Genomic DNA, 20,258 nt, shown 5'->3' on the forward strand with positions numbered 1-20,258 from the left:
GTTAGAAAACTTCGTATATTTCGCTTGTCCTTCGGGCACACCCTACAATGTACGTCGCCATCCCGCTTCCATTGGTACATTGATATTGGTGTTTCTATCTTCATGCAAAACACACCTACATACTTCACTCGTTTTTATAAAGAATCGGGCGCTTTACTTCATCTGTCTATCCCTATCATTTTGATGCAACTCGCGACGCAGTCCATGGGATTCGTTGATACAACAATGGCTGGTCAAGTCAGTGCGGAAGACCTCGCAGCCATCGCCCTTGGTACTAGCCTTTGGTTACCGGTTTCATTAATCCTTCGCGGTATCATTATGGCTCTAACTCCGGTTGTTGCGTACCATCGAGGAGCTCAGAAGACAGATAAAATTCGAGCAGCCGTGATTCAGATGTTGTGGCTTTCATTCTTTGTTAGCGTCTGTTTGATTGTCTACTTGTCCTCTGGAGAGTTCATTCTTACTAGTTTGGGCGTTGCTAATGAGATCATTCCTATCGCGAGTGATTACGTAGTTGCCCTCGCCTTTGGTGTACCAGGTATTGCCTTGTTTTACACCCTCAACGGCTTTTGTGAAGGAATGAACAATACCCGTGCTCCTATGATCATTTCCGTTATCGGCTTGCTTGTTAACATTCCGGTAAATTACATTTTGATCTATGGTGAATTTGGGATGCCAGCCCTTGGTGCAGTTGGTTGTGGTTGGGCAACAAGTTTGGTTTATTGGATGATGTCTGGGTTGCTGTTTGGACACATTAAAGGCCATCATCATTATAAAAAAGTGATTCACTTTAAGCAGGCAAAACCATCTTTTGCCCAGATTATGCAGCTATTGAAGCTGGGCATGCCTATCGGGTTGAACATCGCAATCTGTGGCAGTATTTTCGCGGTGATTGCGCTTTTGATTGGTAGAATCGGGGCCGAAAACGTCGCAGCTGCGCAAATCGCTCTCAACATATCCAGTATGACTTATATGATACCGATGAGCCTTTCATTTGGTATCACGATAAGAGTTGGGCACGCTCTTGGCGAACAAAAACAATCTCTTGCGTCTGAACGAAGCAAAGTCGGTGTTATTACTGCTGCACTTATGTCATTAATTTCAATCGTAGGGTTTCTACTCTTCCCTGATTGGATTATTCGCTTGTATACCACTGATCCTGCTGTGTCAGCGACCGCGGCGACCTTGTTAGTATTCACAGCTATGTACCAGTTTAGTGACGCCCTGCAAACATCAGCAAACGGTGCTTTACGTGGCTATAAAGACACTAAAGTACCCATGATTTTAGCGGTCCTCGCATACTGGGGATTAGCATTACCACTGGGTATGATACTGGGCCTAACAGACTACATTGTCCCAGCGATGGGCGAGCAAGGGTTCTGGATTGGTATTGTGACCGGTTTGTCGACAGCAGCGATTGCAATGCTGATCCGGTTAGCCTCTATCGTTAAGCGCAACCAAGATATGACTACCCCTGCGGTGGCGACTTCTTAAGAGCAAATACAATACAAGTAATAATAGAAAGGGCCGCATTCAGCGGCCCTTTTTATTTAGTTTTCTTTCGGAATATAGGGTAAAACACGAATCGTCGCTTCAGGAAGCGTCATTGTTCCGCCCTCACCTAATTCTGCTAACGCGACTTGAACTTTGCCATCAACGATTGCTTTGGTTTCGCCGCTCGAAAGTTTAATCGATGAGTTTAGGTTATCGGCAAACTCCAAAGTTACGCCAGTGACATCCGGGGTAAACCAGCTCGCAAACATACCTCCTAACTGCTCAAGCATGACTTGCATTTGTGGCAGTAGGCTCTCAACTTGTTCGTAACTGACTTCACCTTCCATCGCTTCTTTAGTCATCACAACCATAGAAAAATCACATTGCTGGTTATCTGGAGTATGCACAAAGACCAGTGGGTTCGCCGATCGAAGGTTGCTATCTAGTGGCACAATAACTTCATTTGAAGGAGATATTTTCAACTCTTCATAGTGCTCTTCTTTTTCCATCCACGCTTTTTCAATGCTACACAACTGCTGGCTTACAGGGTCAAGAAAGAAAAAGCCAACCTTAACATCATCGTGGCCTTCTTTTGCATTCTGTTTCATGTGTGTATAAAGCTTCGAATACGTGAACATGTATTCTTGGGCAGACGCCGGCATCGCAGACGCTAGACTTACCGAAGCTGCCAGTAACATCGCTGGCAGCGTCTTTTTTATTATCATTATTGTTGTGTCCAATATTTGTTATTGTGGCGAATCATCGCTTGTAGGTCGTCGACATAGTCTTGTCCGCGTTCAGAGTAAGCTAATAAGCCGTCTGTAAGTGCAGTTGCAGTCGCTACGCTGAGCAAGTCTTCTCCTGCTAAATGCCTTTGATAGCGTATTTCACGCAAATCGTGGTACGCAGCGTTGCGGTTTACATTCATGAAGTAACCATGAATTGACTGTTGGACCGAGTCGAATTTAGCCACTTCATGCGTCATGCCTTCGCTACGTTGTAACGGGACAAGACCACAGCCTTTAGAATAACACCACTGACCAAAGTAGTTGTTGGCCTGCTCGGCAAAACGAGAAGTTCCCCACGCCGATTCGTTTGCAGCCTGCGTGAGAACCAGAGCTTCTGGTAATACGTCAACACGGTGTAGCATCTTATCGACCCATTCACCATCGACCCCTGAAGCTGGGACGTTAACCCGATACAACTTACCTAAACGCTTAGCATAGGCGTTATCTTCAGCGTTGAGCTCACTATCTAATAGGTGCTGCTGAATTTGCTCTAACCTTTTTCGTTCTTTGAGAACTCGTTGGTTTTCTAGTTCAATACCAGGCCTTAGGGCGGAGAAAAATCGGGATTTCTTCTCATCTACACTAATAACGGGTTCTGCTTTCTCAACCACCTTTGGTTGTTCTGGCTTTTCAACCTGTTCTAATTTCTGGGCTGCTTTTTTCTTTTCGCGCTCTTCGGCATATCGTTCTTCGTAGTCTTGTGCAATATACAAACTACCACCAACAAACAGACCGGCAGCGGCGATACCAATTACTTTACGCATCGAACACCTGTGAAGATTTATTGTTATTGTTTTGGTCATCATCGTTAGACTGATCGCTTGCGACAATCTTCAACTTAATTCCGAACATGTTTCGGTAAACAATACCTTTTACATGGAAGAAAAATGGCACAACAAAAATCAATCCGATTCCATAGAACATGGCAGCCACTACAAACATCAAAGTGACCATCAGATAAATGCCTGCCAATACCAAAATCTTCTTATTCACCGCGCGCAGTGATAGCAGCAAAGACTGCATCGGTGGAATGCGTTTTTCACAAATCAGTAGAATTGAGTTGCTGAATGCCAAAGACAAGTACATAGAGAGGAATGGCAAAATCATACCCGCGATCCCCTGGAGCATCAGGCTAAATAGCGTTGCTAAAATGACAGGGATAGTGAACTGCAGCCCTTTAGCAATATGTCGTGGTTTGGTTTGTAGCCCCGCAGCGTGGCTCATAGCCATTAGGCTCACACCCGCATAGATTGGCGCACTGACCACTTCATAACTAAAGTTAGCAACGAAAATCGCCTCTACAATTCGAGAATCAAACGCTTCAGGGTTTGTCAGGGCATCTAGAATCACCCCTGGGTTACCCAACTGCAATTTAAGAGCAATGTAGAAAATACCTAACTGTACAAATAGCAGCGCAATAATTGCTGGAGAAAAAGACAGGAAGTTTTTAATGGTGTAGCCCCAAGCCTCTTTAAATACGTCTCCGGCTTTTAGTTCGTAATCCCCGGATAAGGCTCGCTCTACACTACCGCCTAAGTTGAAATCTTTCTCGATGTCATTATTCATTATTGGGTCCAAGGTCAATCTTCTTTAGAAGAGCCCTAAGTTGTTGATAAAAAATTGGAGTCATTATACTCAATTGTCCTAAACACTAAAATCCGATTACTTATATCGGCTTGCTTTATCTCTTAGTTGGCTGATAATTAACCACTAAACTAACTTAATAAAGCGTAATTTGGGCATAAAATCAGTATGGTAAAAAATGTTTACTTTTACCTGCAAAAAATTTTCTGTTTCAAGATAAGAAAATGCTTTGAATTCACACTTTTGGTGATTATGATGCGCGCCTCAAAAGTGTATAACTACAGGTCACAATTTGGGGTACCCAAAAGACCAAGGTGGAGAAAAACAGACATTGAACGCTAAACAAAAAGCAGGACAACCTGTTATTCGATTAACAGGTATCAGTAAAAGCTTCGATGGTAAGGAAATCATCGGCAATTTGAATCTTGATGTTAACCATGGTGAATTCCTAACCATATTAGGCCCATCTGGTTGTGGTAAAACTACGGTGCTTCGAATGATCGCCGGATTTGAGTCTGCAGACAGCGGCCAAATCACCCTAGCGGATCAAGATGTTACACAGCTACCTGCTGAACAAAGGCACGTCAATACTGTTTTTCAGAGCTATGCGCTTTTCCCACATATGACCGTTTTTGAAAACGTCGCGTTTGGATTGCGCATGCAAAAAGTGCCAAACGACGAGATCGAGCCTCGTGTGATGGAAGCATTACGCATGGTACGTTTGGAAAAAATGGCGCAACGTAAACCACATCAACTTTCAGGTGGTCAACAACAGCGTATCGCGATTGCGCGAGCTGTGGTCAATAAACCAAAAGTACTACTACTTGACGAATCACTTTCTGCGTTGGACTACAAACTGCGCAAACAGATGCAAATCGAGCTTAAACAGTTGCAACGTCAGTTGGGTATTACATTCATCTTTGTAACCCACGACCAAGAAGAAGCACTGTCCATGTCAGATCGCATCATCGTAATGCGTGAAGGTGTGATCGAACAAGACGGCTCACCACGTGAAATCTACGAAGAGCCTAAAAACCTGTTTGTTGCTCGTTTCATTGGTGAAATTAACGTATTCAATGCAACGACTATCGAACGCATTGATGAAAAGCGAATTAAAGCCAGCATTGAAGGTGTTGAGTCTGTGGTATACCACGACAAGCCAGTAACAAGTGGCGATAAGCTACAAGTATTGCTTCGCCCTGAAGACTTGCGTATAGAAGAAATCAAAGAGTCCGAAGAGAAAGGCATTGTTGGTCACGTAACCGAGCGTACTTATAAAGGTATGACACTTGATTCGGTCATCGAACTTGAATCAGGTATGCGTGTGATGGTGAGCGAATTCTTCAACGAAGATGATCCTGATGTGGACCACTCTCTCGGACAAAAAGTCGCAATCACTTGGGTCGAAAGCTGGGAAGTGGTGCTAAAAGATGAGCAACAAGTTTAATCTACAAAATGCCATTATCGCGCTGATTGTCGGTTGGCTAACACTGTTCGTGTTAGTTCCAAACGTCATGATCATCGGAACAAGTTTTCTGACTCGTGACGAAGCAAACCTTATCGAGATGACGTTTACGCTTGATAATTACGCACGATTAATGGATCCACTCTACGCTAAGGTTCTGTGGCATTCGTTCTACATGGCTATCGTAGCGACACTGCTGTGTTTAGTTATCGGTTACCCGTTCGCTTATATCGTTGCGAAAATGCCAGTGAAATGGCGCCCTATTATGCGGTTTTTGGTGATTGTTCCTTTTTGGACCAACTCACTTATCCGTACTTATGGGCTTAAAATCGTACTCGGTACACAAGGCGTACTTAACAAAAGCTTATTAGCATTAGACATCATCGAGAAACCGATGCGTCTTATGTACACAGAGACAGCAGTGATGATTGGTTTGGTATACATCTTACTGCCTTTCATGATTCTGCCTCTCTACTCAGCGATTGAAAAACTGGATCATACCTACATTGAAGCCGCTCGTGACTTAGGCGCGAACAAGTTGCAAACGCTCACTAAAGTCATTTTGCCACTGACAATGCCTGGCATCATCGGCGGTTGTTTGCTTGTGCTGCTGCCAGCGTTGGGAATGTTCTACATTTCAGATTTATTAGGCGGCGCGAAGAACCTATTGATCGGTAACGTGATTAAGAGCCAAGTACTCAATGCTCGAGATTGGCCATTTGGTGCTGCGACAAGTATTGCACTAACGGTCGCAATGGCAATCATGCTGTATGCCTACTATCGAGCTGGTAAGTTGTTGAATAAGAAAGTGGAGCTGGACTAATGGGACGTACGATTAGATTTAGCTTTATGACATTGGTCTACGCGTTTCTTTATTTGCCAATCATCGTGCTGATTGTTAACTCATTTAATGCCAACAAATTTGGTATGAAATGGGGCGGCTTTACCACGAAATGGTACGAAACATTAATTAATAACGATAGTCTAATGCAGGCTGCATGGCACTCTTTAAACGTTGCCGTATTCTCTGCAACTGCGGCGACCATAATTGGTAGCTTAACGGCCGTTGCCCTATTCCGTTACCAATTTAAAGGTAAAGGTGCCGTAAACGGTATGCTGTTTGTTGTGATGATGTCTCCAGATATCGTAATGGCCATCTCGTTGTTAGCACTGTTTCTCGTACTGGGTGCTCAATTAGGTTTCTTTACTTTGTTGATTGCGCACATTACGTTCTGCTTACCGTTTGTGGTGGTCACGGTTTACAGCCGGCTCAATGGTTTCGACGTCAAAATGCTAGAAGCGGCGAAAGACTTAGGTGCCAGTGAATGGGTAATCTTGAAGCAGATTATTCTACCCCTTGCCAAGCCAGCGGTTGCTGCAGGTTGGCTACTAAGTTTCACCCTGTCACTCGATGATGTAATCATCAGTTCATTTGTGACTGGGCCAACATATGAAATTCTACCGTTGAAGATTTACTCAATGGTTAAGGTGGGCATTTCTCCAGAGGTGAATGCTCTTGCAACAGTGATGTTGATTGTTTCTCTTATCTTGGTCATAACGTCTCAGTTATTGGCCAGAGACAAAGTTAAGTAACGCAATAATCACTGTAATGACAAGACAGAATGGCCAAGGTCATTCTGTTTTTCTTTCTTATGCTTATAACAATAAGCAACGCTTGGTTTGGAGCTAACGTAAATGAAAAAATGGGCTACTTTATTAGCTGGTAGTGCATGTGCGCTTTCTTTGTTCTCAGGAACAGTGTCAGCGGACGAAAATAAAGAATTGGTGTTCATGAACTGGGGACCTTACATCAACAGTAACATCCTAGAACAGTTCACTGAAGAAACCGGCATCAAGGTTATCTACTCTACTTATGAGTCGAATGAAACCCTTTATGCCAAGCTAAAAACGCATAATAAGGGTTATGATCTTGTGGTTCCTTCAACGTATTTCGTCGCTAAGATGCGAGACGAAGGGATGCTACAGAAGATCGACAAATCTAAGCTAACCAATTTTAGCAACCTAGATAAAAACTATCTTGATAAGCCTTACGACCCAAACAATGACTACTCTATTCCGCATGTCGTCGCTATCACTGGCTTAGCAGTTAATACAGATATGTACGACCCAAGTGAATTTCGAAGCTGGGCTGACTTATGGAAACCTGAACTTGAAGGTCAGCTCATGCTTATGGACGACACTCGTGAAGTGTTCCATATCGCATTGAGAAAGCTTGGCTACTCAGGTAATACCACCGATGAAAAGCAGATTGATGAAGCCTATGCGGAACTGAGAAAACTTATGCCAAACGTATTGGTGTTTAACTCAGATAACCCAGGGGCACCATACATGTCTGGCGAAGTTGGCTTAGGTATGCTTTGGAACGGTTCTGCAGCCGCCGCGCAGAACGAAGGGTTACCAATCAAATTGGTTTTCCCTAAAGAAGGTGGCATTGGATGGGTAGATAACTTCGCAATCAGTTCGGGTGCACAAAACGTAGATGCTGCGCACAAGATGATCGACTTCCTACTGCGTCCAGACATCGCTGAGCAAATTTCTCGCGATACAGGCTACTTAACCGCGGTTGAAGAATCCAACGCTAAGTTCAAAGATATCGAGCCTTTGTTCCCGTCACAAGAGGATCTAGACAGAGTCGAATGGCAAGATGCCGTAGGCGACAAAACAGTGAAATACGAAGAATATTTCCTACGTTTGAAAGCTGGCCAATAACGCCATCGCAAACCATTGATACGAAAAATAGGCAGCCTCGGCTGCCTATTTTGCTATATGGCTGATATACTTAACCGTTGCGACGTTTATATTAATCTGCCCAGCTATGTGGGTCTAAGATGTTTAGGTATAGACGAATCTCACGCCTTGTCATACAAGCCTTAGTGCAATAACAAACAAGGCCCATGCAAAGTAAAAACGGAAAAGTAATGAAAAGTAAACTGTATGCTGGCGCACTTTGCGCTGCGACTCTATTCACTACCCCTGCGATGGCCGCTGATCAAGAACTCTACTTCTACAACTGGTCGGAATATATTCCTAATGAAGTACTAGAAGATTTCACTAAAGAGACTGGCATTAAAGTCATCTACTCAACTTACGAGTCTAACGAAAGCATGTACGCTAAGCTTAAGACTCAAGGTTCAGGTTACGATCTAGTAGTACCGTCTACTTACTTCGTATCTAAGATGCGTAAAGAAGGCATGCTTCAAGAAATTGATAAGAGCAAGCTGACTCACTTTGCAGATCTCGATCCAAATTACCTAGACAAACCATTCGACCCTAGCAACAACTATTCTATTCCTTACATTTGGGGGGCGACTGGTATTGGTATCAACGCCGATATGCTCGACAAATCATCCGTATCTAAATGGGATGACTTCTGGGATAGCAAGTGGGAAGGCCAGCTAATGCTAATGGACGACTCTCGCGAAGTGTTCCACATTGCACTAACTAAGCTTGGTTACTCACCCAAACACGACGAACCCTGACGAAATTAAAGCCGCTTACGAAGAACTGAAAAAACTGATGCCAAACGTATTAGTATTTAACTCAGACTTCCCAGCAAACCCTTACCTAGCAGGTGAAGTATCACTTGGTATGCTTTGGAATGGTTCGGCTTACATGGCGCGTCAAGAAGGTGCATCGATCGACATCGTATGGCCGGAGAAAGGCGCTATCTTCTGGATGGATAGCCTATCTATTCCATCTGGTGCTAAAAACGTAGAAGCGGCCCACAAGATGATCGACTTCCTACTTCGCCCAGAAAACGCGGCTAAGATTGCTTTGGAATCGGTTACCCTACTCCAGTTAAGACAGCTTACCCATTGCTACCTAAAGAGTTCGCAAATGACCCTAGTATCTTCCCTCCTCAAGAAGTGATGGATAGCGGTACATGGCAAGACGAAGTCGGTGAAGCTAGCGCGCTTTACGAAGAATACTTCCAGAAGCTAAAAGTAGGCAATTAATTGTCTATTCTCGAGAAAGCGACCTTAGGGTCGCTTTTTTTGATCTAAACTTTGGGTATTTAGTCACTACAAGGATTGTAGATGTACCGACTTAAAGTACCGGTATACATTCTTTCATTTATGATCGTGGGTTCGATCATTTTGATGTTACTCGGGGTTAGGGCTGAAGTAGATTCAAAGTACGACGTACTCTTTGAAAGTAACTCGTTAATGATCGTCACCTACATCTACTTTATCTCGCGAAAGCAAATTGGCTCCAATTGGAAAGTACATTGGGGAGCGTATCTTCTTATTTTTAATAAGCTTTATGATGTAGTGACTGAAATCGCTTATCTCGATGCCCTATCCGACCAATATGAGTTTATCGATACGGTAATCGAAGACGGATTCGCCCAGGTTGCGATCTTAATGATTGCACTCGGTGTTACTGAAATAACCTCAAAGCTTCACTATCAAAGCACTATCGATGAGCTGACTGGTTTATACAATCGCAAAAAGCTCGATGCCATTAAGCTGGTTCGCTTCGATCTCATTTACTTTGATATAGATGGATTAAAAGCAATCAACGATAGCGAAGGCCACTCTGCAGGCGATTTAGTCATTGTTCGGTTCGCTCAAGCGATAAAACAATCATTAGATAACTCAGAACAAGCTTTCAGGATTGGTGGCGATGAATTTTTGGTGATTGTAAAACGAAAGCGTGCGCAGAGGTTTATTAACGCACTACGATCTGATCTTAAAACTGAAAACATCCATTATAGCTATGGTGTGGAAAGTACTTCTATCGATGAGTTTTATGAAGCTCTGGAGAGAACCGACAGAGCCATGTATGAAATGAAAAACTCTCGACGACCTGACACCGAGAGTTCCTAATTACGCTTTACGCTTGTTGCTGCGTAGGTTGCTGTAAATCCAAAAGCTCTTCAACTAACTTGGCCACCTCTATGCTGGCTTTCCCGTAGCGTTTCTCTTCAAATTCACTTTCAACGGCACTTGGTTCTAGATTGATTTCAATGGTGTGCGCGCCGTGCATTTTCGCATCATGAACAAAGCCTGCTGCGGGATACACTACGCCAGATGTTCCGATAGAGATAAACAAGTCGGCCTCTTCTAGCGCCGAGTAAATGTCTCCCATGCGTAGAGGCATTTCACCAAACCATACAATGTGAGGGCGCATTTGAGACGGGATCTGACAACAGTGGCACATCTCACCAGTTTCAATATCGCCCTTATTTTCAATTACTTGATTAGACTCACTGCATCGCGCTTTTAACAACTCACCATGCATGTGAATGACGTTTTCACTGCCGCCACGCTCATGAAGGTTATCGATGTTTTGAGTGATGATAGTGACTTTACCATCGAGTTCTTGTTCTAACTTACCAAGTGCTTTGTGTGCAGCATTAGGCTGGATTGATTCCAACTGAAGTTTACGGCGACGTTGATTGTAAAACTCTTGTACTAAGTCAGGGTCACGCTGAAACCCTTCCGGCGTTGCAACGTCTTCAATTCGATGATTTTCCCATAGTCCATCTTGAGCACGAAACGTCTGAATACCTGATTCAGCTGAGATCCCTGCACCACTCAATACAACAATATTACGATATGGAAATTTCATAACTAGCCCCTTCCTTTGGCGTTTTCTAAAGATTAGCATTATTGAATTAACATCAGAAGAAGTAAGGGTTAGACCATAGTCGCAAGTCATAATACTAAGCAGCTATTCTGTGACATGAAACCAAAAAAGAGCAGCTAAGCTGCTCTTTATATGGAAGATATTTGAATTGGCTTAGTCTTCATTCACGGATGAGATCTTATGAATGGCTAAATCTGCTCCATTAAACTCATCTTCTTCGCTCATTCGTAATCCTGACACTTTATTCAAAATGCCATAGACGACAATAGAACCAGCCACAGCGACAACGATGCCAGCTAGCGTGCCGAGAAGCTGTACAGTCAAACTCACCCCACCAAGGCCACCTAATGATGCCTGACCAAAGATACCCGCAGCGATCCCGCCCCACGCACCACACACGCCATGTAATGGCCATACACCAAGTACATCATCAATTTGGGTTTTGTTCTGTAGATAAGTAAATAAGTAAACAAATAGTGCTCCGGCGACGCCACCCGTTACCAATGCTCCTAATGGGTGCATAAGGTCTGAGCCCGCACATATAGCGACCAAACCTGCTAATGGCCCGTTGTGGATAAAGCCAGGGTCATTCTTACCAGCAACTAACGCAGCAAGGATACCCCCGACCATAGCCATTAATGAGTTCATTGCGACCAAACCACTGATGCCGTTTAGCGTCTGAGCTGACATTACATTAAATCCAAACCACCCTACACAAAGGATCCAAGCTCCTAGTGCTAAGAATGGAATGTTCGATGGTGCAAAGTTGGTATGCTTGCCTGCTCTAACTCGGCCTTTTCGCATGCCTAAGAAGACAACCGCTACCAACGCAATCCATCCACCAACGCCGTGCACCACAACTGAACCCGCAAAATCATGGAACCCATAACCAAACCGAGTTTCAAACCATGCTTGAAGCCCAAAATTGCCATTCCAAATCATGCCCTCGAACAAAGGATAAACCAGACCTACGGTAAAGAATGTTGCGATAAGGATTGGATAAAAACGCGCTCTTTCAGCAATCCCGCCAGATACAATCGCTGGTATTGCAGCGGCAAACGTCAATAAAAAGAAGAACTTCACAAGCTCATAACCATTGCCCTGGGATAGCGTTTCTGCGTCTGCAAAGAAATTAGCGCCATAAGCCACCCAGTAACCAATAAAGAAATACGCGATTGCAGATACGCCGAAGTCAGCCAAGATCTTAACCAACGCATTCACTTGGTTTTTTCGCCTTACCGTACCCACTTCAAGAAAAGCAAATCCAGCGTGCATTAGGAACACCATGATGGCGCCTAATAGCAGAAAAAGTGTATCTGAACTTTGGGTCAGGGTTTGAACCGCTCCATGGACCTGACTTACAGTTTGACTCATTGTGATTGTTCTCCATTTGTTCGTGGCGCACTTATCCTGTGCGACAGACTTTTCCCTAGTCACCAAAACAGGGAAATCCAAAATTTGAACAGTGTGGAGCAAGATACATTCCAACCCATTGATATATTAGTTAATACTCAAAATAGAATTCACTTAATAAATAAAAACAACAAGTTATCTACTAATCAAACTTCACGCGTCGGCTTTAAGTAAAAGGAGTGCTGAAGAGTTATTGCACCGTTACAGGGAGAATGCCCCATAATAGGACGCACCAATATGGGGTTCGGTACTGCAGGAACAAAAAAGCCAGCACTCTAATGTGCTGGCTTTGTTAGTGTAATCACTATTACAGATTTGGGCCTTTAGAAAAGCTAAATGGTTGGTTCTCTTTTAGCTTTTTCATACCCTGGAACATACGTACGAACCAAATAAAGATGGCAATCAGGCCAAACAACATGCCCACATAAGGTATGTAGTAAGCAATGTCATCAATAATATGGTTTCGATACCAGTAGTCATTCACACCAATCAAGACACCATTAGCTGTCGCTACAGTGATAATAAGCACAACAAAGTACGTCAGATTGAGGAAAAAAGTACGAATGAGGCCGTAGTAATGAGAATCAACGACTTCTCCATCTTCGCCTTTATCTAATCGATAACCAGCATAGACAATCGCAATAACACCGGAAATCAAGCATGTAAATGGCGTTAAACAACTCAGAATGTAAGCAATCCAAATGCCCTTTTTAGGCTTGTTCATTGGCTTTAACTCCTTTCGGTTGTTCGATTGGTTCACTTATCTGCTCACCTTTTTCTTTTGCCATCACCTCTTCATACCAAATATCGTGATGTTCTTTCGCCCAAGTCTCGTCAACTTCCCCGGTAACCATACCTTCTAATGCCCCTTCCATACCAAACAAACCAATATAAATATGGAATACAAAGCCACAGATAAGGATCAGTGCAGCAAGCATATGAACTAAATTAGACAGCTCCATGTCGCGTCGAGTTTGACCAAAGATCGGAAAATCGAGAACCAAACCGCTTAACGAAACTACGGTGCCCACTACAATGAGCAGCCAAAACAGCGCTTTTTCACCCGCATTGGAGAACTCCGCAGAAGGATGAGATCCTTTATGTTTACCGACCATACCTCCTAGCTTCATAAACCATGCGATATCGACTTTCTTGAAGATCGACTTTCTCCACCACTTGATGAGAACACACATCAATAGAACGTAGAAAATCGGGCCAATATAATTATGGTATTGCTTGGCGAGCATAATAATGAATCCCCACAACTCGGTAGGAATATACGGTTTTAAGAAGTGTTTTCCATAAACCAACATTAAGCCGCTGAATGCCAAGGTAAGAAATGTGAACGCCATACTCCAGTGAAGAGCTCGGTCTAGCCTTGACCAACGTTTGATCTTGCGACCCGTACGCGGCGCGCTTAGCATCAAAGGACCAATTGCGATATACATCAGCGTCACGAACGCAATGCTGCCGAAGATCGCGACTGCACCAGCTGGAGACATCCATTTTTCTTTCAAGATGTACCATGTCTGGCCGGGTGTACTAATCAGCACTCCATGTTCTGCGGATTGAGAAGTTGTGTACCCTTCCTCTCCATCTCTGACTTGACGCCAAAAATCCGCTCCGGCCAGCTGCGTGATTTCACGCTCTGCCGTGTTAGCTTTAGTCTCAGATGCATGACTCATTGGAGACAGCATTATCAATGCTGCCATCAAAGGCAGCATGATAAGCGAGAGACGTTTAAACAATGAAAGCATACGTCTCTCCCAACTTAGCTCTTAGTCGCATCGTAAGAAAGATCGTTGCCATCAGTCCAACCTGCACCTTTCGCACCACGCTCAACCACACGTTGACGGAATACGTCAGATACTTTGTTTGCATCACCAGCCAACAAAGCTTTGGTTGAACAGAGTGAAGCACACATAGGCAGCTTGCCTTCCGCGATACGGTTTGCACCGTATTTTTGGCGTTCTTCTTCTGAACCTGCTTCGGTTTCAGGACCGCCAGCACAGAAGGTACATTTGTCCATCTTGCCACGTTCACCAAATGCTTCCTGCTTAGGGAATTGAGGTGCACCAAATGGACAAGCAAATAGACAGTAACCACAACCGATACAAAGATCTTTGTTATGCAGTACGATGCCATCTTCAGTACGTTCGAAACAATCTGCAGGGCAAACTGCCATACATGGCGCATCGGTACAGTGCATACAAGCAACAGAAATCGAGTTTTCACCCGGCTCACCGTCGTTAAGAGTGACAACGCGACGGCGCTGAATACCCCATTCTAATGCATCATCGTTTTCGTTCTTACAGGCAGTGACACAACCGTTACATTCGATACAACGTTTGGTGTCACATAGGAATTTCATATTAGCCATTATCCGACTCCTTACGCTTTACGAATATTACAAAGGGTGACTTTCGTTTCCTGCATTAAAGTAACAGGGTCATAGCCATAGGTTGTCGCGGTGTTCGCCGCTTCACCTATCACGTATGGGTCAGTGCCTTCTGGATATTTCGAACGTAAATCTTCGCCTTCAAACTTACCGCCGAAGTGGAACGGAATGAATGCTAAGCCTGGTTTAACACGACGAGTGACCATCGCTTTTACCTTAATTCGGCCTTTTTCTGCACCTTCAACCCAAACCTCGTCGCCATCTTTAAAGCCAATGTCATTGGCATCTTTTGGGTTCACTTCCACAAACATTTCTTGTTGAAGCTCTGCAAGCCATGGGTTTGAACGCGTTTCTTCACCACCACCTTCGTATTCAACCAAGCGACCAGATGTCAGGATGATTGGGTATTCACCTGACTTGTCTTCTTCTTGGATCGATTTGTAGAGCGTTGGTACACGGAAGATCGCTTCTTTGTCATCCCATGTCGGATAATCAGTGACAAGGTCACGTCTTGGCGTGTAGAGCGGTTCACGGTGTAGAGGCACACGGTCTGGAAACGTCCATACGATGGCACGTGCTTTTGCATTACCAAATGGGATACAGCCGTGTTTGATCGCAACACGCTGAATACCGCCAGACAAGTCTGTTTTCCAGTTCTTACCTTCCGCTGCGGCTTTTTCTTCAGCGGTTAAGTCATCCCACCACCCTAATTGTTTCAGCAGTTTGTCGCTGAATTCAGGGTAACCATCTTTGATCTCACTGCCTTTCGAGTAGCTGTCTTCTGCCAGTAGGCTCTGCCCCTCGAACTCAACACCGAAACGAGTACGGAAGTTGCCTCCGCCTTGAGCAACAGGTTTAGAGGTATCGTACAGAATATGAGTACCAGGGTGCTTCATTTCTGGCGTACCCCAACAAGGCCAAGGCATACCATAAGTATCACCGTTTGCTGGACCACCCTCTGCTTCAAGCGTTGTTTTGTGGAAAGTGTGCCAATTTTGTTGGTGTTCTTTCAGACGCTCTGGGCTCTGGCCTGTATAACCAATCGTCCACATACCTTTGTTAAACTCACGGGTAATGTCTTCGATTAGCGGTTGGTTATTCTCAACACGAATGTTTTTGAACAGCTTGTCTGCATAACCGAGCTTCTTACTCAGTAGGTACATGATTTCATGGTCTGGTTTGGAATCGAACAGCGGCTCAACGACTTTGTCACGCCACTGAATAGAGCGGTTAGACGCCGTCACACTGCCGTAGGTTTCAAACTGGGTTGTTGCTGGTAGTAAATATACGCCGTCAGTGCGGTCGTTCATCACGGCTGCTACTGTTGGGTATGGGTCAACAATGACCATCATATCCAGCTTCTGCATCGCTTTTTTCATTTCTGGGCCACGAGTTTGCGAGTTTACCGCGTGTCCCCAGTAGAACATGGCACGAATGTTTTCGCGTTGGCGGATGTTGTCTTTATCTTCAAGAACACCATCAACCCAACGAGAAACAGGGATACCTGCGCTGTTCATTGGTTTTTGACCGCCGTAGGCATTGTCGTCGAAACGGCTTTTCACCCAATCAAAATCGACATCCCACACTTTCGACCAATGACGCCATGAACCTTCAGACAGGCCGTAGTAACCCGGAAGCGTGTCGGAGAGAACGCCTAAGTCTGTAGCACCTTGTACGTTATCGTGACCACGGAAAATATTTGCGCCACCGCCCGATTTACCAATGTTACCGAGCGCGAGCTCAAGCACACAGTATGCACGAGTATTGTTGTTACCAGTGGTGTGTTGAGTACCACCCATACACCAAACGATACAACCCGGGCGATTTTCGGACAAAAGCTTAGCGGTTTGGTAAACATCGGCTTCGCTTACACCCGTAACACGTTCAACTTCTGCTGGTGTCCACTTCGCAACTTCGGCACGGATTTCATCCATACCAAAAACACGCTGACGAATAAACTCTTTATCTTCCCATTTGTTCGCAAATACATGCCATAGCACGCCCCAAATAAATGCGACGTCAGAACCTGGGCGTAAAGAAACAAAGTGATCAGATTTAGCTGCGGTTCGAGTACGGCGAGGATCCGCTACTACGATCTTACAGTTGTTCTTCTCTTTAGCGATCAAGATATGCTGCATTGCAACGGGGTGCGCTTCTGCTGGGTTCGAGCCAATAAACAGCATCGACTTACAGTTGTGCATGTCGTTGAAAGAGTTAGTCATTGCACCGTAGCCCCAAGTATTTGCAACACCGGCTACTGTGGTTGAGTGACAAATACGCGCTTGGTGGTCAACGTTGTTCGTGCCCCAAAGCGACGCCATCTTACGGAATGCGTAAGCTTGTTCGTTACTGTGTTTTGCACTGCCTAAGAAGTAAACTGAGTCAGGGCCAGATTCTTCACGCAACTGAAGCGCCTTATTACCGATTTCTTCAATTGCCTGTTCCCATGAAAGCTTCTTCCATTTACCGTTTTCAAGCTTCATTGGGTATTTTAGGCGGCGCTCACCATGACCATGTTCACGAAGTGCTGCACCTTTCGCACAGTGTCCACCAGCATTGAACGGGTGATCAAATGCCGGTTCTTGCCCTGTCCAAACCCCATTTTGTACTTCGGCGTAAATACCACACCCTACCGAACAGTGAGAACAGATAGTACGCTTCACTTCTGTTTTCGCGTCAGGGTCGACCGATTTGGCTTGTGCTTTCTTCATCATACCCGGTGCAAACAAACCGGCACCAACCACAGCACCACCAGCAGCGAGTGAGGTATTTTTCATAAAAGATCGGCGAGAGACGCCAAGCTGATTAGTTTCTTTGCTCACACTGTCGGAGCGTTTGACAAGTTTCATCCTTTATCTCCTAAAGTGTGTCGTAGTAATCACGAATATGTTGAGTTTCGCGATAGCCAGTCTTGTTTGTTTCTTTTTCTATTACTTCAACTGTTTCTGAAGCGGTTGCCACTTTGGTTGTGCCAGCGACAACTGCACCAGCAACGGCTGCAGTCGTTAAGCCTTTGAGTAGATCCCTACGGCTTGTATTCACTTCTTTGTTATCTTTCATCATTGCTTCCTTACCTTACGGTAGATCTTTTTGGAGGCTTACTGCCTCTCTATCGATATGATCGAGTACTGCTCGATTACTCGTAATCAGTGACGTTTTTCACATCAATTTTTAATTTGTGTTTTGCGCTTTTTGTGTTCACACTGAAGCGAACCTGCTCTAGCGTTAAGAATGCTTGGCACAACTGCGAAGCTGCGACATAAAACTTCGCGCTTTCCGCACGACTTAGTTGATCAGTGAATGAACTAAACCACGGTGCGATATGCTTGTTGAAAACCGCTTGTTGCAAAGCTTCTTCTTCCGTTGTGAGCATTGCCATCACTTCACACAGTGCTGCAATATGATCTTCAGGTTCTTTCACTTGATCACTACGCTCAATACCAAGCAGCTCTAAGTCGTGTCTGATATCCGCCAGCGGCTTTTCCATCATTGAGCCGGTGCGGTGCCATGAACCAAAAGGCACCACCTCGCCACGACCAATACCAATAAACAGCTCTTGGTACTCTTCTTCCAAGGCTTGCTGATCAGAATCGCTAGCCGCTCGCTGAATAGCGAGCCACGCCTTTTGCATTTCACTTTCTGCTTGCTCAACGTCCAGATAGGTTAAAAAGCCAATCATTTCTTGCGTAGGTGCGTTACGGAAAAGCGCAGAAAGAACCAAGTAAATCTCGGTTCTTAATGTCTGTTCATGTTCTTGCTTTTGATTGTTTTCCAACACAAGCTCCTAATATTTCAATTGCTTCAATGGGTCTTGAGCCATTGAGTCAAACATGTCGATCACACGGCAGTCCTCACACATCGCAATGCGGTTAATGGCTGCTTCATCAGAGAAATGAGAGTGACCGCGTAACTTATCTTGCAGCATATCAATCATCGATTGAGGTGCAAATGGCTTGTGGCAGCGAATACATTCAGCGGCTTTTTCTTGATGAATCACCACCGCCTTTTGTCGCTCCTCTTTCACCCAATTCATTCGTGGTGTAAGGCTAAGTACGTTTTCGGGACAAGCCTTTTCACACAGCCCACATTGAACACAATCTTGCTCAACGAATTTGAGCGACGGTGAAGTGCCATCTGTATGAAGTGCGCGCGTAGGACAAACCGCTACACAACTCATACATAATGTGCAGTCTTTGCTTTCACACGTCACATTACCGTACGGCGCATTCGCAGGAAGCGGAACAATGTTCTCAACCGGAATGCGTGACGCAGACATGGCATCTAAAGCACTGAACAAGCGCTGACGCTTATTCCCCTGCAAATCGCCAAGAGATAAGTCGAATGAGTCAGTGCATAACGTCGGCGCACCTTCACGCAGAGATTCTAGATAGAGAATATCGATTGTCTCTTTTGCAATCCCGAGTTGGCCGAGTAGCTCTTGAGCAATGCCAACTTCACTGTTAAGTACTCGAATAATGGTTTGTGGCATAAAACGAGATGCAGCAAATAGCACTTGAGTTGCGCCATTAACCAAAGCCGCAAACCAAGTATCAATTCCAATAGATGGAAGCTCTTCCACGACAACTGGAATCACGTTCTCTGGTAGCGCCTTTAATGCCATTACGTTGTATGACTCATGACGAGAGCTACAAATAAGAACGATAGGATCAACACCACCGGCTTGTTCATAGTTAGCTAACGTGCGCTCAATAAACTTTTGCGTATCGTCTGGATTAGGTAGCGCATAGTGAATGGCTTCGGTTGGGCAGCTGGTCGCACACGTTCCTACCCCTTGACACAAATACGGGTTTATTTCGATTTTGTGCCCCGTTCTGTCACTGCCTTCACTGGTTAACGCACCAGCTGGACAAGCATCAACACAACGCTCACAGCCTTTCACGCCACGAGAGCTGTGCGCGCACAAGTCGGTATCAAGGCGGAAAAACTTCGGCTTATCAAACGTGCCCATTAAGGTCGGAATCTCTTCCAAGGCTTCAGCAAGCTTCGGATAACCGCGTCCAACGGGGTAATATCCCGGGACAGGCACTTCCTCAGTCATGCAACTGCTTAGACATAAATCCAATACCACATCAAAGCAGTCATGATTAATCGCGACTTTAGCTAGATTGCTCGTACTGCCCTTATTTTCGATCAGCACTTCAAAGGTGCCTAAAAAGCCAGACACTTGAACTGAATTAGCGTAGTAGATTCCTGTTTGCTCACCTTTCTGCCCGTCAGTAGACAAGAGCGTTAAACTGGTTAACTCAGGAAGCTGTGCCGCAGCGCTTTCAATGATAGCCGTTGGGCCGATAATCAGCGTGTTACCACCACTTTCATAGCTTACCGTTGGTGGAATCAAATTGGTTAGCTCAACCGTATTCTCAAACGCATACAGTCTGGCTTGGCCATTTTTGGAAGTTGCTTCTTGTAGTAATTCTTTAAGCATTGCTCAGTTCCATTTGGGTATATGGATATTCTGTTCAACCTTCAGTGTAGTTAGCGT

The 20,258-nt window shown here is 44.7% G+C and carries 18 protein-coding genes and 1 pseudogene; 7 read left to right on the plus strand and 12 right to left on the minus strand.

Annotated elements, in window-relative coordinates; all coding sequences use genetic code 11:
- Positions 1–102: 102 nt before the first annotated feature.
- Positions 103–1,494 (plus strand): MATE family efflux transporter, encoded by a 1,392-nt coding sequence (locus tag J4N42_RS07255; RefSeq protein WP_252027172.1) that lies wholly within the window; start codon positions 103–105, stop codon positions 1,492–1,494.
- A 56-nt stretch (positions 1,495–1,550) separates the two neighbouring features.
- On the opposite strand, the gene J4N42_RS07260 is transcribed toward J4N42_RS07255, so the two are convergent.
- From J4N42_RS07260 to J4N42_RS07270, 3 genes are read right to left on the minus strand one after another with little or no spacing between them, the layout of a single operon-like run.
- Positions 1,551–2,192: a DUF2987 domain-containing protein gene (locus J4N42_RS07260; protein ID WP_503034762.1), complete on the minus strand. Its 642-nt coding sequence runs from the start codon at positions 2,190–2,192 to the stop codon at positions 1,551–1,553.
- Positions 2,193–2,218: 26 nt separating this feature from the next.
- On the minus strand, positions 2,219–3,046 hold the full coding sequence (locus tag J4N42_RS07265) for a glucosaminidase domain-containing protein (RefSeq protein WP_252027174.1): 828 nt from the start codon (positions 3,044–3,046) through the stop codon (positions 2,219–2,221).
- Complete coding sequence (locus J4N42_RS07270) at positions 3,039–3,848, minus strand: DUF2189 domain-containing protein (protein ID WP_252027175.1); 810 nt, start codon at positions 3,846–3,848, stop codon at positions 3,039–3,041. The genes J4N42_RS07265 and J4N42_RS07270 overlap by 8 nt, the downstream gene beginning before the upstream one ends.
- Positions 3,849–4,158: 310 nt before the next feature.
- On the opposite strand from J4N42_RS07270, the gene potA reads away from it, so the two are divergent.
- The 6 genes and pseudogenes from potA (at position 4,159) to J4N42_RS07300 (ending at position 10,181) form a co-directional block, all read left to right on the plus strand.
- Entirely contained in the window at positions 4,159–5,313 is a 1,155-nt protein-coding gene (gene potA / locus J4N42_RS07275) for a spermidine/putrescine ABC transporter ATP-binding protein PotA (RefSeq protein WP_286036636.1), read from the plus strand.
- A complete protein-coding gene (gene potB, locus J4N42_RS07280) occupies positions 5,297–6,154 on the plus strand; it encodes a spermidine/putrescine ABC transporter permease PotB (protein ID WP_252027176.1) in 858 nt (285 codons plus the stop codon). The genes potA and potB overlap by 17 nt, the downstream gene beginning before the upstream one ends.
- The gene (potC, locus tag J4N42_RS07285) at positions 6,154–6,924 is read left to right on the plus strand and encodes a spermidine/putrescine ABC transporter permease PotC (RefSeq protein WP_252027177.1); all 771 of its coding nucleotides are present in this window, start codon (positions 6,154–6,156) and stop codon (positions 6,922–6,924) included. Before potB ends, potC begins: the two co-directional genes overlap by 1 nt.
- A 102-nt stretch (positions 6,925–7,026) precedes the next feature.
- On the plus strand, positions 7,027–8,061 hold the full coding sequence (locus J4N42_RS07290; RefSeq protein WP_252027178.1) for an extracellular solute-binding protein: 1,035 nt from the start codon (positions 7,027–7,029) through the stop codon (positions 8,059–8,061).
- Positions 8,062–8,270: 209 nt separating this feature from the next.
- Positions 8,271–9,308, plus strand: a pseudogene (locus tag J4N42_RS07295) (extracellular solute-binding protein).
- An 81-nt stretch (positions 9,309–9,389) separates the two neighbouring features.
- Positions 9,390–10,181, plus strand: a complete 792-nt coding sequence (locus J4N42_RS07300) for a GGDEF domain-containing protein (RefSeq protein ID WP_252027179.1) — start codon at positions 9,390–9,392, stop codon at positions 10,179–10,181.
- 7 nt (positions 10,182–10,188) lie between these two features.
- On the opposite strand, the gene cobB is transcribed toward J4N42_RS07300, so the two are convergent.
- From cobB to J4N42_RS07345, 9 genes are all read right to left on the minus strand, one after another.
- Positions 10,189–10,965 carry a Sir2 family NAD+-dependent deacetylase gene (cobB, locus tag J4N42_RS07305; protein ID WP_286036637.1) on the minus strand — a complete coding sequence of 259 codons (777 nt, stop codon included), beginning with the start codon at positions 10,963–10,965 and terminating at the stop codon, positions 10,189–10,191.
- Positions 10,966–11,097: 132 nt separating this feature from the next.
- Positions 11,098–12,318 (minus strand): ammonium transporter, encoded by a 1,221-nt coding sequence (locus tag J4N42_RS07310; protein ID WP_252027181.1) that lies wholly within the window; start codon positions 12,316–12,318, stop codon positions 11,098–11,100.
- 346 nt (positions 12,319–12,664) lie between these two features.
- Positions 12,665–13,081 (minus strand): hypothetical protein, encoded by a 417-nt coding sequence (locus J4N42_RS07315; RefSeq protein WP_252027182.1) that lies wholly within the window; start codon positions 13,079–13,081, stop codon positions 12,665–12,667.
- On the minus strand, positions 13,068–14,114 hold the full coding sequence (locus J4N42_RS07320; protein ID WP_252027183.1) for a formate dehydrogenase subunit gamma: 1,047 nt from the start codon (positions 14,112–14,114) through the stop codon (positions 13,068–13,070). The genes J4N42_RS07315 and J4N42_RS07320 overlap by 14 nt, the downstream gene beginning before the upstream one ends.
- Positions 14,115–14,128: 14 nt before the next feature.
- Positions 14,129–14,737, minus strand: a complete 609-nt coding sequence (fdh3B, locus tag J4N42_RS07325) for a formate dehydrogenase FDH3 subunit beta (protein ID WP_252027184.1) — start codon at positions 14,735–14,737, stop codon at positions 14,129–14,131.
- Between the two features lie 11 nt (positions 14,738–14,748).
- A complete protein-coding gene (locus J4N42_RS07330; protein ID WP_252027185.1) occupies positions 14,749–17,604 on the minus strand; it encodes a formate dehydrogenase subunit alpha in 2,856 nt (951 codons plus the stop codon).
- 10 nt (positions 17,605–17,614) lie between these two features.
- Positions 17,615–17,815, minus strand: a complete 201-nt coding sequence (locus J4N42_RS07335; protein ID WP_252030802.1) for a twin-arginine translocation signal domain-containing protein — start codon at positions 17,813–17,815, stop codon at positions 17,615–17,617.
- Between the two features lie 76 nt (positions 17,816–17,891).
- On the minus strand, positions 17,892–18,530 hold the full coding sequence (locus J4N42_RS07340) for a TorD/DmsD family molecular chaperone (protein WP_252027186.1): 639 nt from the start codon (positions 18,528–18,530) through the stop codon (positions 17,892–17,894).
- Positions 18,531–18,539: 9 nt separating this feature from the next.
- Positions 18,540–20,201, minus strand: a complete 1,662-nt coding sequence (locus tag J4N42_RS07345) for a 4Fe-4S binding protein (RefSeq protein WP_252027187.1) — start codon at positions 20,199–20,201, stop codon at positions 18,540–18,542.
- Between the last annotated feature and the right edge of the window lie 57 nt (positions 20,202–20,258).

It is taken from the genome of Vibrio sp. SCSIO 43135 (genome assembly GCF_023716665.1).
GTDB lineage: Bacteria > Pseudomonadota > Gammaproteobacteria > Enterobacterales > Vibrionaceae > Vibrio > Vibrio paucivorans.